Source organism: Paenibacillus amylolyticus, from assembly GCF_003719335.1.
Taxonomy (GTDB): domain Bacteria; phylum Bacillota; class Bacilli; order Paenibacillales; family Paenibacillaceae; genus Paenibacillus; species Paenibacillus amylolyticus_D.
Window position 1 is genome coordinate 79,788 of record NZ_RIAS01000004.1, and the last position, 22,980, is coordinate 102,767.

The 22,980-nt window shown below is 48.0% G+C and carries 14 protein-coding genes; 10 read left to right on the forward strand and 4 right to left on the reverse strand.

The window, feature by feature from the left end:
• Positions 1-12 precede the first annotated feature (12 nt).
• From nikA to EC604_RS09095, 6 genes are all read left to right on the forward strand, one after another.
• The gene (gene nikA, locus EC604_RS09070) at positions 13-1,584 is read left to right on the forward strand and encodes a nickel ABC transporter substrate-binding protein (RefSeq protein WP_123063869.1); all 1,572 of its coding nucleotides are present in this window, start codon (positions 13-15) and stop codon (positions 1,582-1,584) included.
• Positions 1,584-2,531, forward strand: a complete 948-nt coding sequence (nikB, locus tag EC604_RS09075; protein WP_123063870.1) for a nickel ABC transporter permease — start codon at positions 1,584-1,586, stop codon at positions 2,529-2,531. The genes nikA and nikB overlap by 1 nt, the downstream gene beginning before the upstream one ends.
• The gene (gene nikC / locus EC604_RS09080; protein ID WP_123063871.1) at positions 2,528-3,382 is read left to right on the forward strand and encodes a nickel transporter permease; all 855 of its coding nucleotides are present in this window, start codon (positions 2,528-2,530) and stop codon (positions 3,380-3,382) included. The genes nikB and nikC overlap by 4 nt, the downstream gene beginning before the upstream one ends.
• On the forward strand, positions 3,379-4,179 hold the full coding sequence (locus EC604_RS09085; RefSeq protein ID WP_123063872.1) for an ABC transporter ATP-binding protein: 801 nt from the start codon (positions 3,379-3,381) through the stop codon (positions 4,177-4,179). The genes nikC and EC604_RS09085 overlap by 4 nt, the downstream gene beginning before the upstream one ends.
• Positions 4,180-4,295: 116 nt before the next feature.
• On the forward strand, positions 4,296-5,054 hold the full coding sequence (locus EC604_RS09090) for an ABC transporter ATP-binding protein (protein ID WP_192895084.1): 759 nt from the start codon (positions 4,296-4,298) through the stop codon (positions 5,052-5,054).
• 405 nt (positions 5,055-5,459) lie between these two features.
• Entirely contained in the window at positions 5,460-6,965 is a 1,506-nt protein-coding gene (locus tag EC604_RS09095; protein WP_123063873.1) for a malate:quinone oxidoreductase, read from the forward strand.
• Between the two features lie 139 nt (positions 6,966-7,104).
• Here EC604_RS09095 and EC604_RS09100 read toward each other — a convergent pair whose 3' ends face one another.
• Positions 7,105-10,263 (reverse strand): hybrid sensor histidine kinase/response regulator, encoded by a 3,159-nt coding sequence (locus EC604_RS09100; protein WP_345789265.1) that lies wholly within the window; start codon positions 10,261-10,263, stop codon positions 7,105-7,107.
• A 152-nt stretch (positions 10,264-10,415) separates the two neighbouring features.
• Here EC604_RS09100 and EC604_RS09105 point away from each other — a divergent pair, with 152 nt between their 5' ends.
• Positions 10,416-11,561 (forward strand): response regulator, encoded by a 1,146-nt coding sequence (locus EC604_RS09105; protein WP_123063874.1) that lies wholly within the window; start codon positions 10,416-10,418, stop codon positions 11,559-11,561.
• A 141-nt stretch (positions 11,562-11,702) separates the two neighbouring features.
• Here EC604_RS09105 and EC604_RS09110 read toward each other — a convergent pair whose 3' ends face one another.
• A complete protein-coding gene (locus tag EC604_RS09110; protein ID WP_240036740.1) occupies positions 11,703-12,845 on the reverse strand; it encodes a hypothetical protein in 1,143 nt (380 codons plus the stop codon).
• Between the two features lie 380 nt (positions 12,846-13,225).
• On the opposite strand from EC604_RS09110, the gene EC604_RS09115 reads away from it, so the two are divergent.
• Both EC604_RS09115 and EC604_RS09120 read left to right on the forward strand, forming a co-directional pair.
• Positions 13,226-15,379: a TerD family protein gene (locus EC604_RS09115; RefSeq protein WP_240036742.1), complete on the forward strand. Its 2,154-nt coding sequence runs from the start codon at positions 13,226-13,228 to the stop codon at positions 15,377-15,379.
• 59 nt (positions 15,380-15,438) lie between these two features.
• Positions 15,439-15,744 carry a hypothetical protein gene (locus tag EC604_RS09120; protein ID WP_123063876.1) on the forward strand — a complete coding sequence of 102 codons (306 nt, stop codon included), beginning with the start codon at positions 15,439-15,441 and terminating at the stop codon, positions 15,742-15,744.
• A 386-nt stretch (positions 15,745-16,130) separates the two neighbouring features.
• Here EC604_RS09120 and EC604_RS09130 read toward each other — a convergent pair whose 3' ends face one another.
• Positions 16,131-17,786 carry an extracellular solute-binding protein gene (locus tag EC604_RS09130; protein ID WP_240036744.1) on the reverse strand — a complete coding sequence of 552 codons (1,656 nt, stop codon included), beginning with the start codon at positions 17,784-17,786 and terminating at the stop codon, positions 16,131-16,133.
• Positions 17,787-17,806: 20 nt separating this feature from the next.
• A complete protein-coding gene (locus EC604_RS09135; protein ID WP_123063878.1) occupies positions 17,807-20,146 on the reverse strand; it encodes an AraC family transcriptional regulator in 2,340 nt (779 codons plus the stop codon).
• 221 nt (positions 20,147-20,367) lie between these two features.
• On the opposite strand from EC604_RS09135, the gene EC604_RS09140 reads away from it, so the two are divergent.
• Entirely contained in the window at positions 20,368-22,968 is a 2,601-nt protein-coding gene (locus EC604_RS09140) for an S-layer homology domain-containing protein (RefSeq protein ID WP_429350247.1), read from the forward strand.
• Positions 22,969-22,980: the final 12 nt, after the last annotated feature.

Sequence of the window (22,980 nt, forward strand, 5' to 3'; positions counted from 1 at the left end):
AGAGAGAGGGGCATGACCTTGTTTACGAAAAAGAAGCCTTTGCTGGCGCTAATCTCCTTGGCCCTAAGTGCGGTGGTGTTACTTACCGCTTGCGGAGCATCCACATCTAGTCCGGCGGCGCAAGGCGATACCAATACCCAAGCGAATAAGAATGTTCACTTCCTGTATAACTTCTCGACCAGTTCACTTGATCCGCATGTGGATTCAAGTTATGTGCCGCTGCGTGCGGGCGTTACAGAAACGCTACTTCGTCTGGATGAGGACAATCTGACCGTTGCGCCGTGGCTGGCCGAGAACTGGGAGAGTAAAGATGGTAAGCACTGGACGATTAACTTGCGCGACAATGTGACTTTCCAGAACGGCAAACCGATGACGGGGGAAGCCGTTAAAGCATCTCTGGAGCGGGCGTTGAAAGAGAACGTAGCCATCCAAAATACTTTGAAGGTGGATACAATCAAAGCCGAGGGGAACAAACTGGAGATCACAACGACCGAGCCGTTCCCGGAGTTTGCATCCGAGCTGGTGAATCCAAACACGGCGATTATTGACGTTAGTGAGCCGGATATTGTGAACAAACCTGTCGGTACAGGCCCGTTCAAGCTGACTTCCTTCACGGCAGGCAGCAAGCTGGAGCTGAGCCGCTACGATGCTTACTGGGACGGGGCTTCGCCGCTGGATTCCGTGACATTTTCGTTCAATGAAGATGCTAACGCACGTTCACTTGCACTGAAGTCCGGTCAAGTAGACATTGTCTACCGCCCGGAAGTGGAAAGTCTGGAATCCCTCAAAGCCATCGATGGGTTGAAAGTCGAATCCACATCCACGTTCCGCGTGCACCAGTTGACGATGAATATGCAGCGGGAGAGCATCAAGGATGTGAATGTCCGCCGTGCGCTGGATGCGCTGATTGACCGGAAAGGCATTGTTGATACAATCCTGCTTGGCTACGGCGAGCCTGCCATTGGCCCATTCCTGCCATCGCTGCCATTTGCACCTAAATATACACATGCAGTAACGGAGACTGGCCCGGATGTGGCTGTAAAATATCTTGGAGATGCTGGCTACACCCAGCAAAACGGTGTAATGACCAAAGACGGCAAACCATTGAAGCTGACGCTGCTCACCTATTCGTCACGCGCCGATCTGCCACTCATTGCACAAGTGTTCCAGTCGGATGCGAAAAAGATCGGAATCGATGTGCAGATTCGTCAGATTGATGCACCGGAAGAATACATGGCTTCCAACCGGGATTGGGACATCGCTACATACAGTAATCTGACCGCTCCGCGCGGTGATGCGGGTTATTATCTGAATGCGACATACCATCCGAAGGGTGCGCTGAACTTCAGTGGATCGGAAGACCCGGCGCTGACCAAGATCATCGACGAGCTCAATCTTACGGTTGAACCGAAGAAACGCGCAGAGCTGGCAGAGAAAGCAGCCAATTATGTACACGATAACGTGCTGAACTCTTTTGTACTGCATCCAGCAACGATTGTGGCCTACAACAGCAAAAAGGTGAAGAACTGGGTTACCACGCGCAGTGAATACTACATGATTACAAACAAGCTGGATGTGATGTAATGTTTCGCATTTTGCTTCGCAAGTTTCTGGAGGTTTTTGTATTTCTGCTCTTCATTATGTTCGTGAGTTTCCTGTTCATCCGACTTGCTCCCGGCGATCCGGTATTAACCATCCTGAATGTTGAGGAATTATCGGTGAGTAAAGAACAAGTCGAAGCACTGCGCGAGGAGATGGGCTTTAATGACTCGCTTCCCGTGCAGTTTGGCCGATGGCTGCTTGATTTTGTACGGATGGACTTTGGTGTGTCCTATTCAACAGGTCAGCCGGTAATGCAGACACTGATGCGCGCACTCCCGGCAACAGCCGAGCTTACAATCGGGTCACTGCTGGTCATGCTATTCGTGGCTATCCCGCTGGGCTCCCTGTCTGCACTATATCGGGGCAGCTGGATTGATCAGGGGAGCCGTATCTTGTCTATTCTGGGTGCAGCTGTGCCCAGCTTCTGGCTGGGACTCATCCTGATTGACCTGTTCGGCGTGCGATTCGGCAGTCTGCCCACGATGGGACGGGACGGATTCAACTCACTTATTCTGCCATCACTGACGCTGGGACTTGCCATCTCCAGCGTTTATGTGCGTCTTTTACGTTCCAGCTTGCTGGACTCTCTGAGCCAGGAGTTTGTGCGATCTGCCCGGGCCAGAGGGCTTTCGGAGGGGCGGATCTTCTTCCTGCATGCATTCAGACACAGTCTGCCCCCGGTGATCACCGTATTTGGAGTTAGTCTGGGCAGTCTGATTGGCGGCGTTGTGGTAATTGAAGTGCTATTTGCTTATCCGGGGATCGGCAAGCTGGTTGTGGATGCCATTCGCCAGCGCGATTATCCATTGATTCAGGGATATATCCTGATTATGGCGGTTGTCGTGTTCCTGGTGAATACGGCGGTAGATCTGTCTTACCGTTATTTAAATCCAGAGATGAAATTGAAGGAAAGGGAGGCCCACCGATGAAAACGATGCCCCTGCGCATGCCGTCAACCAAAACCAAAAAGCACAGCTGGCAGGCTATCATCGGCATGCTGTTTGCACTGCTCGTTATCGCGGCCTCCCTGTATGCCTTTCTATACCTTAAACATGATCACACCCTCACCGACCTGCGCAGCAGGTTGCAAGGGATGAGCGCGCTTCATCCGCTTGGCACCGATCATCTGGGCCGTGATGTGCTGACACGTCTGCTTCTCGGGGGCGGTCAGACGCTCGGTTACAGCCTGCTGGCACTCGGCGCAGCACTGATTATCGGCATTCCGTTTGGCCTGATCGCAGGTTACAAACGCGGCTGGATCGACAAGCTGTTCATGCGTATCGCGGATGCGTTTCTGGCTTTTCCGGACACCATCGTGGCGATTGTACTGAGCGGTCTGCTTGGTGCAGGCATCGGCAATCTGGTGCTGGCGATTGTTATCGTGAAATGGGTGAGTTACGCGCGTCTGGTTCGAAGCACTGTCCTATCCGAGTCACAAAAGGATTACATCCGTGTAGCCCGAACCAACGGTCTGTCCGATGCACGAATCATGACCAAACATCTGCTACCGCATATTGCAGGTCATGTGCTGGTACTGGCTAGTCTGGATCTCGGCAAAATCATCCTGCTGATCTCATCCTTATCCTACATCGGACTAGGCGCACAGCCGCCGACACCTGAATGGGGAGCGATGCTGAATGACTCGCGTCCTTATTTCCAATCCAGACCTGAGCTAATGGTCTTTCCGGGCCTGGCAATTGTCTCGGTTGTGCTACTGGCGAATATGCTGGGAGACTACTTGCGAGATCAGTTTGATGTGAAAAAGGAGGTGCAGTCATGATTCTCTCTATGGAGGAGCTGAGTATCTTCAGCCGGGAGCGGACGATTGTGGACAGTGTATCCCTTGCCGTCCGCGAAGGGGAATTCATGGCGCTCGTGGGACAGAGCGGCAGCGGCAAAAGCCTGCTCTCGCAGGCGATCGGACAGCTACTGCCGACCAACCTGCGTGCATCTGGGCGTGTTCTGTTCGAAGGTAGCAATCTGCTCGAACGGAAGCCGAAGGAGATGCGTGCGCTGCGTGGACGCGATATCTCGTATATTTTTCAGGACTATCAGGGAGCGTTCACACCTTTTCGCAGCATTGGCGGACACTTTGATGAATATCAGAAGGTGCATGGAGAGAAGTCTGCTGTTATCCGCAAAAAGCGTGCCGCAGAAGCGCTGGAGTCCGTTGGACTGAGCCCGGAGCTGCTTCGCCGTTATCCGTTTCAGCTGAGCGGGGGTCAGCTACAGCGAGCATCTATTGCTACGTCGCTCATGCTTTCGCCGCGGCTACTCATTGCCGATGAAGCAACGACCGCGCTGGATAGCATGTCCGCGCATCGCGTACTGGAACTGCTCGCACGCAAGCAAGCCGAGACGGGCTGTGCGATCCTGTTCATTACGCATGATTGGCGGCATGTGCGCCGATATGCGAACCGTTTGTCTGTCATGAAAGAAGGGCAGATCGTGGAATCAGGCGGCAAACACCGTATTCTGGATCATCCCCAGCATGAATATACACGCCAATTGATTGAAGCAGCACCTGTATTAAGCAACGAGTTAAAGTCTGGATTAAAGGAGGTGGGTGCAGAGTGAGAAGCACAGTAAATGACAGAGGTGAGCGATTAAGTCCATCAGATCCGTCCAATGTGGCTTCATCAACCAATCCATCAACCAATCCATCAACCAATCCATCATCAGATCACCAAGTCGTGTTACGTGTGGAACAGCTCACCCGCACCTATGCTGGTGCGGAACATCCTGCCATAAACGATATCTCGTTCACCCTGAATCGCGGCGAGTGTCTGGGCCTTGTCGGAGAGAGCGGCTGTGGCAAAAGCACACTGGCCCGCTGCCTACTTCGTATTGAGGATGCAGATCATGGCTCGATCCAGCTTGGCGGGCAGGATATTGCCCGGCTGGATGGACGCCGTTTGCGTCCGCACCGTCGCAAGATTCAGATTGTTTTCCAGAACCCTTCGGCTGCACTGAATCCGAAACTTACCATTGGATCATCCTTGATCGACCCCTATGAGCAACTAGGCCGGGATGCCAAGCTCACACACTTCACCTATACATCGAAGGAAGCCTACATCCGCCAGCTGCTAGAGGCGGTGGAACTTCCAAGCGAACTGGCGAACCGCTACCCTCATGAGCTGAGTGGCGGCCAGCGGCAACGCGTGACCATTGCAAGGGCCATCGGCATTGAGCCCGATGTCGTTGTCCTGGATGAGCCAACGGCCAGTCTCGATGTCATTTCACAGGGAGCCATCCTGCAACTGCTCACGGATTTACGGACATCGCTTGGCCTGTCCTACGTGTTCATCTCACATGATCTGGCGGCGGTGCACCGAATGAGCCAGCGAATTATCGTGATGCAATCCGGGCAGATCGTAGACCGATTTGGCGCGGATGCGTTGTTCGCCGAGGAACGCCACCCGTATACGAAGGAACTGATTTCGATATTCTGAGGTCACAGTACGTAGAAGCATGTGAACTGACTTCTTTCTATAATAAGAGCCGTTATGCGAAGGTTATGATGCATGCGGCTCTTTATGCACTCTTTTTCACAGCGAATCATAAACTTTAAAAATAGGCCTTATGCCTAGCGAATGCAAAGTTCCTTCTTTGCTTTGAACAAATAAATCTTTCAGGCCTATAACCGGGCTAACGAACCGCGGCAAACTAGCGTATACTGAGGGAATAGCAAATATCTTGAAATTGCATATTTAAATTGCTCCATATTATTGATACACTAGTTCAAGGTTATATTCATTCAGACAAGGCGTGAACCCTCGAAGAGTGGGCTTGCAGCCAATGCCAAATCGATAACGCTTACATCCTTTTGGCAAATATAGGATATAAGGACGGTAGACATGAGCCAGGGACAAACGAGTACAGATGTAATCTTGATCGGTGCCGGAATTATGAGTGCAACTTTGGGAACTTTGCTGAAAGAATTGGCACCAGACTGGAATATTAAGGTTTTTGAGAAGCTTGCCACGGCAGGAGAAGAAAGCTCGAATGAGTGGAATAATGCCGGAACCGGGCATGCTGCGCTGTGCGAACTTAACTATACTGTTGAACGACCAGACAAAACCGTAGATATTAGTAAAGCCATTAAGGTGAATGAGCAATTCCAGGTTTCCAAGCAATTTTGGTCCTATCTGGTGAACAGTCGTCTGATTCGGAATCCGAGGGACTTCATTATGCCGATTCCTCACCTCAGTTACGTGCATGGCGAGAGTAATGTGCAGTTTCTGAAAAGACGGTATGACACATTGTCAAACCATCCGCTGTTCGCAGGCATGGATTTCTCGGACAACCGGGAGGAGCTGGCGAAGTGGATGCCGCTGATGATGAAAGACCGTACAAGCAGCGAGCCGGTTGCGGCGACCAAAATTGACTCCGGTACGGACGTTAACTTTGGTGCTTTAACGCGCATGCTATTGAAACATCTGCAGGAACAAAAGGTGGAAGTCCACTATAAACATAGCGTGAAGAACATTAAACGCAAGAGTGATAAGTCATGGGAATTGACTGTGAAAAATCTGACGAGTGGAGCCGTTGAACGCCATCGGGCAAAATTTGTCTTCATTGGTGCGGGCGGCGGAAGTCTGCACCTGCTCCAGAAGTCCGGTATTCCGGAAGGCAAACATATCGGGGGCTTCCCGGTAAGCGGGATCTTCATGGTATGCAAAAATCCAAAAGTCGTAGAACAGCATCATGCCAAAGTATATGGCAAAGCTTCCGTAGGCGCTCCACCGATGTCCGTGCCGCATCTGGATACACGTTACATCGACAACCAGAAGTCACTGCTGTTTGGGCCATTCGCCGGTTTCTCGCCGAAGTTCTTGAAGACCGGATCAAACGCCGATCTCATTGCTTCGGTAAAACTGCATAACCTCTTAACGATGCTTGCGGCGGGTGTGAAGGAGCTCTCACTCACCAAATACCTTATTCAACAGCTCATGTTAACGAAAGAACAGCGCATGAAGGAACTGCGTGATTTCGTGCCGAGCGCGAAGAGCGAGGATTGGGATATGGTGCTGGCAGGTCAGCGTGTTCAGGTCATCAAGGACACGGTTCAGGGGGGCAAAGGCACGCTGCAGTTCGGAACCGAAGTCGTGACTGCGGCAGATGGCTCCATTGCAGCACTGCTAGGCGCTTCGCCGGGTGCTTCGACAGCGGTTCAAGTTATGCTGGAGATTCTGGAGCGTTGTTTCCCGCAGCATATGAAGGAATGGGAACCAAAGATCAAAGAGATGATCCCGTCTTATGGCATCTCACTTGCAGAGAATCTCGATTTATTACGCGAGGTGAATCTGTCTACCGCGAAATCGCTGGGATTGTCGGATGAGAAGCAAGCATTGCATGTGTAATGGATTTAGTGCGTCATGAAGCAAGAAAATGAATCAAGAAATTTAATGAAGTAGACAATAAAAAAATAAAAGTAAAAAAGCTGAGTCCGGATCAAGTCCAGGCTCAGCTTTTTGTGGTTTAGTTTTCCCGAAAAGTAAATTAAAACGAATCCATATCCGTCTGATCGGGAATAAAAAAGGAAACCTTCGTTCCTTGCCCAGGAGAGCTGACGATCGTCAAACCCTGCCCATAGAGCTGATTCAAGCGCCGATGGGTATTGGTCAACCCAATGCCTCCAGGCTTTAACGGATTCGGTTTAGGCCATGCGAGCGCTCGTTCAATCTGTTCCGGATGCATGCCTGAGCCGTTATCTTCGATCTCGATCAGCGTGCCGGCAGTTTGGGTAACGATGCGAATCCATACCGTCCCACCGTCTACTTGGCTGAGGACACCATGGCGAACGGCATTTTCAATCAGCGGCTGGATTGTGAGCGGAGGAAGAATCACATCAATGTCTTCTGGAATGTCCCAGACTACGGTGAGCCGTTCCGCGAACCGTTCCTTCTCGATGTAGAGATAGGCTTTCGAAAGGTCTATCTCATGGGTGATCTCTACCATTTTCTCTGAATTTACAAAATGGAAGCTGGTCTGCAAATATTCGATAAAAGCATCCCCCAGACGCTGCATTCGATCCGTATCGATCTCGCTGAGCATCATTATGGAATTGAGTGTGTTAAACAGGAAGTGAGGCTGGATCTGTGCCTGCAAATAAGCGGCTTCCATCCGCAATCTCTCATCAATGGAATGTTTCAACACAATTAATGAACCAATGCGATGTCTCAACTCTACAGCGTCAACAGGCTTGGTCACATAATCGGTAGCACCTGCCATGAATCCGGCATAAATATCAGCAGGTTCGTTTCTGGCCGTTAACAACAGAATAGGAAGCTCCGATACGGAATAACGTTTACGCACGCTCTCTGTCAGTTCATAACCGGACATATGAGGCATCATCACATCCGCAATTAATAAATCCCATGACTGTGTATTCAGAAGTTCAAGTGCTTCTAACGCTGAAGTGGCAGGTTGTATATCATAGGGTTCATTCGACAGCATCGAGATGAGCACGCGTAAGTTGACCGGATCATCATCGACAGCAAGGATACGAGCAGTCGTCTTCCCAGGTATGACGGGGTTCACAGGATGCTGATTTTCATCTAGGCTCACAGCAACTTCACTCAAATGCTGGACATCCCATCGTGACTGCTCCGTCTGATCGGTCTGGTCGGTTAAGGCCGATGTATCTCCTCGCGGCAGCGAAACTTGGAAAACAGATCCGTGTCCAAGCACGGACTGCACAGTAAGTTCACCACCATGAAGTTCTGTTAGCTGTTTGCTGATGCTTAACCCGAGCCCAATCCCCCCACTCAAACGTGCTTGAGCAGTACCTTGCTCGTAAGCTTCAAATATTCGTTCTTGTAGCTCCTCGCTGATTCCCGTGCCCGTATCCGAAACTTGCATAATGACGCTATTTTCATCCGCTCTGACCGATACCGTAATAGTGCCCTCATCCGTGAATTTGAGCGCATTATGCAGCAGATTGTACAGGACCTGAACAAGCCGTCTCTCATCCGCCTGAACAAGCGGTAATCCTTCGGGAGTATCCACAATGATCTGGACTCGCTTGCCTTCAGCCATAAAACGGAACATACCAATGACGCCGGATATGACAGAGGCGAGGGATAATGGTTTTTTCTGCAATGTGATGCGTTTTTCTCTCAGACGTATGACATCCAGAAGGTCATCAATTAGTTGCGACATCTGTCTCCCGATATTGACAAGCAGTTTCATGTCCTCTGTATGCTGTCCTCTGGATTGACGCTGTTCGCGTACCGCAATACTTTCGGCAATGTTAATAATCCCATGCAGGGGAGTCCGCAGTTCATGCGCTGTGTTCACTAGGAATTGATCTTTCTGCTGATCCTCGACTTTGAGCTGTTCATACAGTTTTTCAATTTCAGTGGCATTGCGGAAATATTTCCTGAACCAGTAGGCTGCGAAGCCAAATATGGCTGCAATGACATCAATCGGATAATACACATTGGTGATTTCGTTATGTGAGTTCACAATTCCCCACAGCACACTGGACAAGCTGCTCATTGCTGCAAAGAGCAAAAAGCTTGCGTCGCTTTGTTTGGCTGCGGCCATTTTGAAGAACAGGAACACAGACCAGCCAATGGCGAACAAATACAGGAAATCAGGAATTTGAGTATGAAGTGCTTGGTACACAAGCGTTACGGGAGCAATGAGCAAAAATAATAGATATCCTCCTACAACGCTGGCATATGCAAGAAAGAGCTTGCGCCCATGATTCGGATTCGCAAAGCTTCTGGCTAGCATGAGAAGGAAAAGCGCGAATGAAGCATATGAAATAGCCTTGGCTTTTACCATCCAAGTGAAGTTTAATGGAAACCAGTTTAATAACAGGCCATCATGGTCAGAGACAACCGTTAAGGCTGTGGCCAGTATTAACAAAGAAAACGTGAGCAACGCCCGCTGCTTCCGGATAAACAGAAACATCACAAAAGCATACAGGCTGTGCAGAAGCAGTATGGCAAACGTGATTTTCTGCAAATCAATCGATAACCCCCGCTCACTTCCAATGGCTGCGGGAGAACCCAAATACAGAGAACGTGTAATTCCTCCACTGAATGGGTCGTCGAAATTGGCTGTCTGCACAAGTAGAGTGAGTTCACTCGTCTTGTCTAGTGCATAGGAAGTTACGAATGCAGTCCTTTCTGGTTTATAGCTTTGGGCATTGCTGGCAGGTTGACCAAACTTGGCAACTACCGTTCCGTTGATCTCGATGATAGATGAGGTTTGAATTTTCTGAGCCCAGAGGGATATTTTCTTCACCGAAGGGTCTAGCAGTATGCGAAGCTGGTACGTTCCATATCCGAACGACGATGCAGGTTGTGATTGTAACGCATTACGCCAATCGCCCGGGACGTGGACCCAGGTGGAAGGCATGTCCGCCCCCATGTCCGAATCCGTATTTGTATCCTCTCCACCAGAAATCAATGTATGGGGTGTGAAACCCCATTCTCCATCCAGAGAGATCGGGGAAGTGTCAGCAAGATCCCAACCGCGAAGATCCAGCACGCCTCGAACAGGTTCTGGATGATCCGGTATTGCAAAAGAGACAGACCATATCCAGCGAAAGCTAAGTAAAATGGTTAAAAATACAAGGGACAATACAACATAGCTAGGTATTTTCATATTCGTTATTGGTTTCATGGCAGATTTTAATTTCGACACGTTTCGTCTAACTCCTGCATCGTCGTGTTCGATCAGAGTGCTTTTTTATTTGGAATTTTAGACGTATTAACAAATTGATAGCGTTCGCAATCCAAAGTTTATGGTAAAATTATTGATTAATGGATCATCAAGCGAGTCGGAGGGCTGTGCATATGAGAGTGATTTTGGTAGATGATGAAAATCTCGCTCTGAGCAGGTTAAATAAATTGTTAGTCGAGAGAGAGGATTGCGAGGTCATTGGTACTTTTTTGAAGGCGGAAGAAGCGATAGAACAAATTAAGCAACATCTGCCTGACCTCGTTTTTATGGACATTGAAATGCCGGGGATGAATGGAATCGTAGCAACTGAACGAATTCATGAGGTATCTCCCAGAACGGAAGTTATTTTCACAACTGCCTATAACGAACATGCCCTAACGGCTTATGGCCTTGAAGTGTTGGATTATATTATGAAACCCGTAACACGGAATCGTTTGGATAAAACGATGAAGATGTATCAGCGCAGAGCTGTACCTGCACCAATGGAAGTGATCGAAGACACAACAGAGCAAGGAATGTTAATCCGCTGCTTGGGAATGCTTCAGGTGCAGTTGCATCCGAATGAAGCACCCAAACATCTGAAGTTTAGAACGACCAAAATTAGAGAACTATTCGCGTATTTGCTCCATCATCGCAATAAACCGATCAAGCGTGACACCTTGCTTGAGCTGTTATGGCCGGAGCTCGATGAGAGGAGAGGCATAACGAACCTGCACAGTGGCATTCATCGCTTACGTGGAATGCTGAACGAATTCGTGGGTGAGGACCGGATTTCGGTACGTTATCAACAATTCGGTTATATATTGGAGACGGGTGAACTCCGGATTGATGCGGAAGAGTGGGAGAGCCGTCTTAACCGATTACCTTCATTATCGCACTCTACAGTTGCCGAGTATCGGTATGTTTCGGATCAATATGAGGGCAAGTATTTCGGTGAGGATGATTACGCATGGGCGGAGCTGGAACGTCAACGATTGCATGCGCTCTGGCAGAATCATGCGCTGAAGCTTGCGCAATACTACATTGAATCGGGACACCCCAATGAAGCCCTGATGTTGTACCACCAGATACAGCAATTTGATCCGATGATGGAGGGGGTCAGCCTTTCTCTCATGAAGTTGTATGATCGATTAGGCAACAAAGACCCGGTGGCTGCTCAATATCATCAGTTGGCATCAGCATTACAACAAGAGGCAGGAGTAGCTCCTGGTCCCGAAGTGGAGTCATGGTATCAGGAATGGAAAACAAGGAATGTGTGAGCATCTGCTCACTGGGATATTTGGCGTATGGAAAAATAAACGTGTGGTACCTTGTGACAGCCTCATGAATGAGGCTGTTTTTTTTATACCAATAACACTGCCAAGAGCATTTGTTACTTATTGTTACTCGTTGCAGGGGTACTACAGAAACCACTCCCTAGCCTGTTCGTTAAAAAATGGGGTCACCTCGGGATACTCGTTCAGATCAATATTTTGCTGGCGTATGATCTTCTGTAGAAAGATGGTATCTGTGAATAATTTGCTGATGATGAAACTGCATTCCTTAGGGTTATCTTGGAAAGCGTCTGTGAGCACCCGAATCTCGTTAAAATCAAAGAACAGGATATATGAAGCGTAATTTTGAAGCAGTACAGTAAAACAGTAATCACGATATGATCTGAAGTTCTCCGAAGCACTCTCGGTAACATCTCGAAGGGAATCCGTATTGGCAGTGGTATCGGTATGCGCATCAGCATCAGCGTTTGTATCAAACGTCACATCCATCATGACATCAGCGAGCAAATCTCTAATGATCTGGCAAAACGCCGCAGGATCATCCTTGTATAGCTTGAGCATTCCATCGACGTCGTTAATGAGTTGAATGGCGGGCTCCAAACTTTTAATAGAAGGTATGATTAACTTAGGGGAACGGCCCTCAATGACCTGTAACAGCTCCAGAGTTAACGCTTTGCAGGCTTGAATCTCTTCTGCTGAGATCACGATGTGTTCCGCGAATTCGTCGCGATGTGTGGTGTAGTGATTATAATGAGCAATGAAATAATCCTTGAGTGGAATCCCCGTTTTGGTATGAATCAAACGTTGTTGATCAAATGAACAGGCATATAAAGTCTCATCATTCACCGGATGAGCGTAGAGATAGATAAAGAAGAAAAAGTCGCGTAGCGAATGCTTCTGCGCAGCGTTTAAACAAGTTATGTCATGCAGATGGGACAGCTGGAGGAAGCTATATTTTTTCATCACATCATTCATATCGCTGTAGGTGTTGTGTGTGTTGATGGACAGCGTGCTATTGATCGTGAACAGCAGGTAGTACAGAATCATCTCATCATATACATTAAGTTGCTCAAATGTTTCAGCTAATACGGGCTTCCAGTCTGGCTTGGACCCATAGTAGGGGTCTTTCGGGCGTAATCGGACGATCCAGCCTGAGAAGGTTTCCTCGGGGTGATCAGCAAAGAATAACGCTGCACTGTCATCCTCATATTGATCAAATGCCATCATCATATCACCGTCTACGGGTTCCAAGGGGAGAGAGAACTTCATACGATTATAATCATTATATAAAGTGTGGAGTTTCATTTTCAGATAACCTCATTTCAAATGTAAGTATTGAACCCTATTCGACACCTATTCGGGCACTCCTTCCATATAAATCATGTCGTAATACTTTCGCCCTGCTCATGAATGCCAAAATCTGAGATGATGAGTTCACCAAAGGCTCGGGTGACGAACTTCGGAACTTCGAACTCTTGGCCTTCAGGCTATGGCGATCCTTCCTTCTACACATCATTGGAGATTCTAGGGTCGCCGCTCTCCTGAAGATTTCAAATCAGAGAGGAGGCGTCCAGGCTATCATATTCCTTCCTTCTAAACCTAACCACCAAATGTTATATAGGGATATGGCTTTCCTGGACTCTTTGATCATGAACGATAAAAATGTAGATTACAGCAATATAAAAATGAACAGTATCTATGTGCGCAGAGCCGGCAAACTTATGATTCAACCGAGCGAACAGCGACAGCATCCATTGCCCAAAAAAGTTCTGGCGACAGCACTCAAAAATATAGAATCTCTCGGTTTCACCTTCTCGAATGAGCTGATGCAGGCACTGCGAACGCTGTCCGAGGAACAATTTTCAGCATTGATTGGGCAACTGGTGAGAGACCTCAAAGTGATGGTCGGTGCCCACGTGCAGTACAAACCGATGTATGCGGGATTCCCGGAGCAGGTGATGGAAGAGGATGAAGCGGAGCTGTACTTGAACGCCGTTTTTCATTACCTGACGCATCTTACGCTTGACGATTTCGAGCCTTCGGCTATGGCTGCAGGCGTGCGGTCTCCTCTAGTGGAGCAAACGAAGTTGAAAATCATTGATCTGGGGAGCAAGCAAGCGTTCCAGAAGCTGATCCGTCAGTTAATTGAGGCAAAAGGCTCCATCTCGGATACGGACAAGAAAGATATCAAACAAGCGTTGAAACATGCTGATCCGAGTGAGGTCGAAACCATACTGCCTGCGGAGATTCCGTTTAAGGAAAATATAGGCTTTGTCGTTGCGGTGCTATTGAAATATGAACTGGCAAGCATGGAACGTATCGGGCCTTATTTTAAAACGGCAAGCGATGTGCTCCGACTGGCAGTATCCTGGTCGGAGGGGGACGTCAGTCTGGCAACCGCCACGCCTTTTCGTAAATTCAAACGCCGTGAGCGCCGCCTGCTCCTCAGCTTGCTGGAGCAATGCGGCTCCATCACAGAGGATATGCTGCGCTACAGGGATCGCTGGATTCGGCTGGGGGAAATTCTGCATCCATCCGAATACAAGCTGCGGTATCCGCGTAGCCAGACCGCCTTTGATATTCTACGAAATCACAAGCCGTTCTCAACCTTTAACGGCAGCGTGGAGCTCGCGTTCCAGTATCGGAATATCTGGAGCCTGATCGACTTGCTGTCCCAGCGTCCGGGTGAATTCGCGCGGAAGCTGGATCATATGCTGCGGATCACAGAAGATGAAGAATATGTGTTACTCGCTTTTGGAGAGGTGGCTGCTCAGGTGTCCACGCCGGTGTTATTGCAGGTGAGACAGCATTTCGCACAGCGGAATGAAGCGTCAAAAATGCGGGTGTTTTTTCCGAAAGGCAATGTGGCCAAGGCGGTTGGCATCCCGAATGAGCTGCCGGAGCTGAATGAAGCAGTCTGTCAGGAAGTGGTGCAATTATGCGAGCAGGCTCTAATCGCACGATTCGCTGAATTCCCTTCGCTCGGGAAGACGTATGTCGATGAGCGGCTGCAGCATTATCTGGTGCCTTTTTCACAGCGTTCCGCGAGCAAAGCCTTACGAACGATTGTGAGAGGAAGCCGTATTCCGATGGGGGAGGGCGACACGATTCGTTTCTTCAGCTGGTGGAAAGAGGGCGAGGTCGATGGCACGCCTACAGGGCGTGTGGATATTGACCTGTCTGCGATTATGTATGACAAGGACTGGAACTATGTTGAACATATCTCATATACGAATCTGAAGTCTGTGAAATATAAGGCTGTCCATAGCGGGGACATTGTGACTGCACCTTATGGGGCGAGTGAGTTTATTGATCTGCATATCCCTTCGATTGTGAATTATGGCGGAAGGTATGTGGTGACCACACTTCACTCCTTCACCAGCCATCCATACTGTAACTTGCCGGAGTGTTTTGCAGGCTGGATGATGCGCAAGAAACCCGGCTCGGGCGAAATTTATGAACCATCCACGGTGGAGAACAAGATCGATATTACGGCTGATACGCAGATTGCAATTCCCGTCATTCTGGATCTGGTCGACCGTACAATCATCTGGACGGATCTGGCGCTGACAAGGTACCCGGACTATTACAACAATGTGGAAGGCAATCGGGGAGGCATCGTGCTGATGGGGAAAGCGATGACTTCATTACGCAAACCTCACCTGTATGACTTGTTCATGCTGCATGCCAAGGCAAGAGGTGAACTGGTGGATACGAAGGAGCAGGCCGATACCATCTATGCGGTCGATGAAGGTGTGACACCGTATGATATTGAGCAGATTATGGCGGAGTATCTGGCTTGATCGCAGACCCGGCATGGGCTGGAGTGAAATGAAATGGTACTTTAATAAGATGTGTTGTGTTGGAAGTCCATGAGTATGTATGTGCGAGCACAACTGGTGAAGAAGAACATGAGAACCATGTTAAGCGGAAAAAAAGGATACTCAGCCCTTATTTTTACTATCGCTATGGTACAAAGGCACAATTTGAACAGGCGAGACAGCGATACGTTGCGAGTCTAAGTGAAGTGCAGAAACAGCAGTATGACGAGGCGGTCATCAAGTTTCAAGAAGATGTAAACAGTCCGATCAAGCGTGGAAAAGATTGGGCATATTTGACGGTGGTTAAGAAGGACGGCTGTTTAACCGATAGACATAGCCTGTTTTAAAGTTTAATTATGATGAAGCAAGACCCGCTTCCTATACATGGACATGGACACAGTCTGATTTTCTAAAATGAGAGGATTTGAAATATGACACTCACACCTTTGATTCTAGCTATAGTTGCTGTATTTAGTTATTTATTTATTCATTTTTTCTCGAAAGTTATTAATCCTCAGGCTTCAGCAAAAAATATTATTTGGGCTAGTGTCAGTTTTGCAATTATTGTTGTTCTGTTATTTGTTATGTTGCTGCTTATTCTAACGCAACACAAATAAAACTATGAATATAGTTTATTTGATGGAGATGTAACGAGCCTATGACGCGCTATATGCGCGTTTTTGGCGTTTCGGCAGTGTCAGTATATCTGTGGAACGTTTTAATTTGGACTCTGCTACTGCTTCCACGCATTCGCTTCTTTCACCACTTCTGCACCGCCTGCAGACATGAACTCCTGTACAAACTCATCGAATTCACGGAGTGGTCGCTCACCTGTAATAAACGAGATATAGGCTTTGTTCTTCAACCGGATCAATGAATCGCTGTATTTAGCCAGAGCGGGGGTAGCGACCTCCAGTACGTTATAAATGCCGTTCTGATCGAGGTGTAGCGTTGAAGCCCATTGTTCGCGTTCTCCCGTCTCTTTCAGCGGAACCGTCATGCCGATATTGGCGCCAATCGTATTCTGATACCCGAACATGGTGTCATACGGCGGCATAATAACGATGTTCCGTGGCTCGGTAGGTGTCCAGACCCAATGTTTATTTTGCACGCCGTAGACCATACTTGCTGCTTTATCTGAATCAGGGTTTGCACTCACCTCATCCAAAATACACAGGATCATCTCCAGCTTGCCCGGCTCCTTGACCGCATCCGCTCCGATCGCGGTGAAGCTCATTAACATGTCATTGCCTTTCGAACCGCGTTGTCCATGAGGCCCAATGAAGGGTTGGCCTAATGTAACCTGAGCTTCAGGGAACTTGGCCGTTAATTCTTTTACATTAAATGTTGCTTGGACTGGACTTTTTACCACTTTACCGCCACGTTCAACATGCCAATCCTCATAATCGCCATCCTGAATCCAGTGGTAGTAGTTCCCCATCGAGGTCATCCCGATTTTACCGTTAATAAACGCATGGGACAGATGTTTGTAACCACCTTTATTCTCGCCAGTAACAAACTCGGGATCGATTACACCGTCCTTGTACCACTTCCGCAGGTAGGTCAGTGCCTCCTTCATTTCGGGCTGTAACGCACCAATAACTTTTTTCCCGTCCTTCGTACCGAAATACAGCTGGTCTGCAAAAACAATCTGACCGAAGGCTCCGAATACCACATTCATGCCTTCGCTGGATAAACCATAGGTGTCCTGGATGCCATTGCCGTCTGGATCATCAAAGGTCAATGCATAGATAACCTTCTCGAATTCCGCCAGCGTCTGCGGAACGGACAAACCCAGCTTGTGAAGCCAATCCTGTCGATATACCACCGGTGTACGATAGATGTTCGTTGGATTGATGACAGGGATGCCGTAATACTTGCCGTCTATAACTCCTGCATTTTCATAGGCCGGGGCTTGTTCATGGATGATACGCATGAGATTCGGAGCATACTGCTTCAGCATCTCTACCGGGATCTCGGCTAGCACTCCTTGCTGCTGGTATTTCAATAGATCCTGCGGCTGACGGATACGAAATAGGTCGGGAATGTTACCTTGGGCCAGCTTCATATCGAGAAGCGACTCGTATTTGTTGTTTTCCATATTCCAGATGTCCAGATTTACGCCAAATTGCTCTTCTACCTGTTTCAATATTTCGGCATCTTGCGGAACGGGCAGATTTTGATGCAACGTCCACGAGATGTGATATTTGGCTTTGCCCGAAGGAGTGGATGACGTGCCGGCGGGCTCTGATTCGACCACGGCACTGGGTCCGTTCAGCAGATTACAGCCGCCAACAATAACGCCCATCAACGTCAGCAGTGCCGTAGTCAGAAACACCCGATAGCGATAAGGAACTTTCGCTCCTGCCTTCTGTTCCTTCACTTTCATCCGATCCATCCTCCTCATCCTTATGATCTGGCCTCGGATATTGCTGCCGAAGAGAGATTGCGCACATAATTGCCTGGCGTACAGCCGTACATTTCTTTGAATCGTTTAATGAAATATGCGGTTGTACCGTAACCAACCGAGCTTGCAACACGGTCAATGGTCATGTTGTTGTTTTCAATCAACAGTCTGGCCTGTTCCATCCGCCTTGATGTGACATAGTCGGTGTAGGTGACACCCATTTCTTCTTTAAAAAGCTTGCTCAGATACTTGGGACTAAGGAATACTTTGCTTCCAACAGCCTCAAGTGAGAGGTCGTCCGAAAGATTGGCTTCAATATATTGCTTTGCTAGTTCGATGGTGGAGACAGCTCGATCACTGTTACGATTCTCGGTTTCTTCTATAAATGTGGTGATCGATGCTGTCAGCCAGTTACGGTATGCCAATATATCATGCAGATTTGTATATTCGTGATACAGATCAGGGTGTCCGAACTGCAACGGGTGCTTATAACGCACGTTTTTGGCTGCATCCGAGTAGATAAACACCATATTTGACAGGATAAAATGGCAATAATCCGCAGGGAACTGTCCTTCCCGCATATGTTCAACCACTTGTTCGATAGTGCCTACAGCCTCATCTAGTTGCCTGCTCTGAAGCTTGTCTCTGAACTTGGCCAGCAAAGTCTGCGGAATCTCGTTCAGGCTGTGCTCGCGCTGAAGCAGAGAATGGTCTTTCAGAATGTGCAGCTCTGGCAAAAGATAAGCATATTTCATCAAGGCTTGCGCTTCGTTGAAGCTCAGATGAATATTACGGAGATCCTTGACCCAACAGCCTGTAGACAGCTGAATGTCTGGTTGCAACTGCTGACGTGTCTCTGCGAGCAGCAGCTCGGCGAACTTGTCCAGTAATGCTTCTGAAGCCACATCGGTACATAGAATGACGGCAAGTCGCTTATCCGGCAGTTCTTCGGCAATGAGACGGCTATCTTGCAGGGACAAGCATTCCAGCCCGTGCATCAGTTTGGCAATGGTCTCAGGCTGTTTGGATGAGCCACTTGGAGCAATCCCTGCACCGGTATTCATCAGCATACAGCAGTATTCCTTGTATTGTCTTGCGATACCTAGAGCGGCACGTTCCTCTTTCCATGGCCTGTGTTCCGGATTACCTTGCAAAAGGTTAAGCACAGCTTTGTGCCTTACAGCTGCACTGTTCGCATGTACAGTCTCTTCAAGATGATTTACTTGCTCTTTGAGATGAAGAAAGGCGTTGTCGATCAGGCGAAATTCATTGGTAACTGGATGAGATGCGGTCCCCGAAAGATCTTTAATGCGGCCTACCAGTCGTTTGATCGGACTGTAATTAGCACGTACAAACACAGCGGATAAAATCAACCCGATCAACAGTGCAATGAGACAGATCCCAAGAATAAGTTTCTGGATCATGATGGACTGTTCATAGTAATAGCTGGATGGCGTGGCACTGTAGATCATCCAGTGAGTTGATGGTAGCGTTTGATAGGAAACCACATAAGGCGCACCCCCAATCTTTTCGTCGAAGCTGCCTTTGGTGTGGCCTAGCTCAAGAGCCTTTTTGAGACTTGCCGCGTACATATCAGACTGCTCGGAACTTTGTTCTTGCAATCGACTCACTGCATTCCCGGCAGCATTGACGATGACGGTATGTTGATATTGGGAAGGCATCATATTCTCGATGATGGTATTTACAGCCTCTTCTTTTACATCTATGGCGATAATGACATCACTGGTTTCCCCTGTTGAGCGAAAAGGATAGCTGTGCGCATACGTAAACAAACCATTGGTATTCTCGTTTGTCTGACTGGAGAAAATATCCTTTGGAATATGACGTGCCGGCGTCCATAGACTGTTATGTTTACTGGTACGCATCTCCTGAAGCCAGTCCGCATAATACACAGACCCTTCGCTCTGATCTGCGTTATAGCGAAGTCCATAGAGGGAGGAGAGCATAACGTTACGTGCAGGATAATAGAGATGAACGCCTTGCACAATATCGGTATTGGCGGCAACCTTGGCTTTGAGCAGTTCTTGCAGGTCAACCACCTGATTTAATCCGTTTCGATCCTCCTGATCGGCAAAGAGACGAATGTTGGCTGATTTATTAAGAGAAAGGTCAACATACATCTGCTGCACCCGCTTGAGTACAGTTCCTTCAATAGTACGTGCTGTATTTTCAAGAATCAGCTGATTCTTATTTCTTAATTCTTCATTGTAACTGCGTGAGAAATAGATATAGAAAAATGAGCAGATCAGCAGCACAATAACGATGACGATTGAACCATAAGACAGGGCTAGTCCCGCCCATGCAGAGCTCCACTTTTTCATCAAACATTCCTCCCGGCCCAAATTATACACTACCCGAATTCAGTAAGGTTCACGATTTATATTAACTTCATGTAAAATGTTGAGGATTTATGATATTGCGTCGAAATTGATACAATGACGAAATTGTTTTATTGCTGGTTTTGCGGCCCCAATGCTACATTGAGACCGTACCGAGACCAACTATTAAACGATGGGAGTCGACAAATTTGAAAACGAAAGTGATCAAACGCAACAAGAAGAGATTGTTCGCCGCAGCGATGGGAGTCGTTCTTTTATCCAACACCTTTGCCGCAAGCAACGTGCTCGCTGCATCGGATGAGACAACCATTCCATTGCCACCTCAACCAGAGTGGGGATATTTTGTAGACAAATACAAAAATAACACGGGTGCAGGCATGACTCTTGATGGCAATCCGGCAATAGGTACTCTCTCGGAGTTTCTTAAACTATGGACACCGGGATCTGCTTGGGATAACGGTACCAAGCTGAATGAACAGGTATTGAACTACAATATTGATTACGTGGAAAACCTTTCTAAAACGCGTACCGCAAAAGATGAAGAGGAAGCTTATTATACCGATCGAAGAAACCAGACATATGGAGCAGTTGAAGGGCTTGGTGCATTAACAGACGTATATCGTGAGATGTCCGGAACGGTCACTTCTATTACGTATATTCCGCAAGAAGCACTGACAACGAAGTTTACAGATACGAATGATTCCAACAAAGGAGGAAACTCCGATTCTGAGCTTGGGAAAATGGTGGATTTGGTTGGCAAAGTGCGGGGGGACTATGCCTCAACACAACAAGCCAAGAAATTCTACCAATATATGAGACCTTTCCGTTGGAAAGATGATTTATCCATTATTGTACCTACACTTAAAGCTGTGAGAAGCAGCACTCCAGAATCTGATGGCGGATTCCCAAGTGGGCACACCAATGCCTCTTACCTTGCAGCAATTGCACTGGCTTATTCTGTTCCTGAGCGCTTTCAGGAATTAATGACACGTGCATCTGAAATGGGAGATGACCGGATTGTGGCCGGCATGCACTCCCCGCTTGATGTTATGGGAGGTCGTGTACTGGCGACGGCATTTGCAGCTTCGGCTTTGAATGATCCAGACAATCAACAGTTGAAACAAGATGCGTACAAGCAGGCACATGATGTCCTGTTGAAACAAAATGGAACAGCAGAAGATCGTTTCACGGATTATCAAAAAAATAAAGAAGAATACACTCAACGTTTAACATATGGATTTCCGCAGATCGGTTCAACGAACGAACCTGTTGCTGTCCCTAAAGGCGCAGAAGTACTGCTTGAAACCAGACAGCCTTACTTGTCCGATCAGCAACGTCGTGCAGTACTGGCGACAACAGCTATTGCTTCCGGTTATCCGGTATTGGATGATCCAGAAGGCTGGGGACGTCTTAACTTGTTTGCTGCTGCAGATGGATACGGCGCGTTCAATCATGACGTGAAAGTAATGATGGATGCGGCTAAAGGCGGATTCAATGCACAGGATGTGTGGAGAAACGATATTTCCGGTACAGGTAAATTGACTAAAGATGGCAGCGGTACCCTGAAATTAAGAGGCAACAACACGTATTCCGGTGGTACAGAGATCAACGGAGGTACATTGGAAGGCGATACGGCTTCGGCATTTGGTACAGGTAACGTTACAAACAACAGCGGTACAGTGACCGAAAGTGTATACGGAAAATGGAACATTGAAGGAAACTTCACTCAAGGATCAACAGGGGTGCTGGAGCTGAATGTAGCGACAGCTTCAGATGTACTTGATGTGAAGGGTGCGATTCAGGCAGCTGGAGAGTTGGATGTGAATTTTGGTAACGGTTATGTACCGGGTGCGGGAACGTTCACACTAGTTACTCATGGTACGAACCAAAGAACGGGTCAATTCTCCTCGGTTAAAGTCCAAGGATTACCGTCAAAATACAGCACACAAGTTGTATATGAAAGCAATCGTATTGCTTTAGTTATCACAGATACAACCAACACAGGTACTACACCGGGAAATGGTGGCGGCGGTTCTTCGACTGCACCTTCAACAGGCACACAGCCTAGCCCAGGTACAACGACACCATCAACAGGAACGCAGCCTAACCCTGGCACAACGACGCCATCGACGGGAACACAGCCTAATCCAGGCACAACGACAAGTCCGTTCAATTCCGGAGTTGTTAACCCGGAAAGTTTACTGAAAACAGTAAGCGATGCTATTGCGGCAACCCAAAATCAACAATTCGCCGTTCGTGATATCACGAGTCACTGGGCTAACGAAAATATTAACATTGCCCTGAAACTGCGTGTCGTTAACGGTTATGAGAATGGATCGTTTAAGCCGAATGCTCCTGTAACACGGGCTGAATTCACAGCAATGATTGCACGTGCTTTTGGACTTAGTGAAAATAAAGCAGCAAATAGCTTCAAAGATGCAGGTTCTAACTGGGCTGCTGGATATATCGGAGCTCTGGCAGATAAGGGTGTAATCGGTGGATACACAGATGGCTCCTTCAAGCCGAATGCAACGATCTCTCGTGCCGAGATGATTGCTATCATTTCCCGTGTTATCAATCTGAACGCGCTGGCTACGGATGCTCCAACTAAATTCAGTGATGTAAAAGCCGGAAACTGGGCTGCTGAAGCGATTGAACTTGCTTCATCCGCCAAGCTGGTTAATGGATTGACGGCTTCCGAGTTCGCGCCTAACGGCAAATCAACTCGCGCTGAAGCAGTAACGATCATCATCCGTGCGCTGGAAAGTGACAGCACAATCAAATCATTGATTGCAGGTCTGTAAAATTAGAATCTC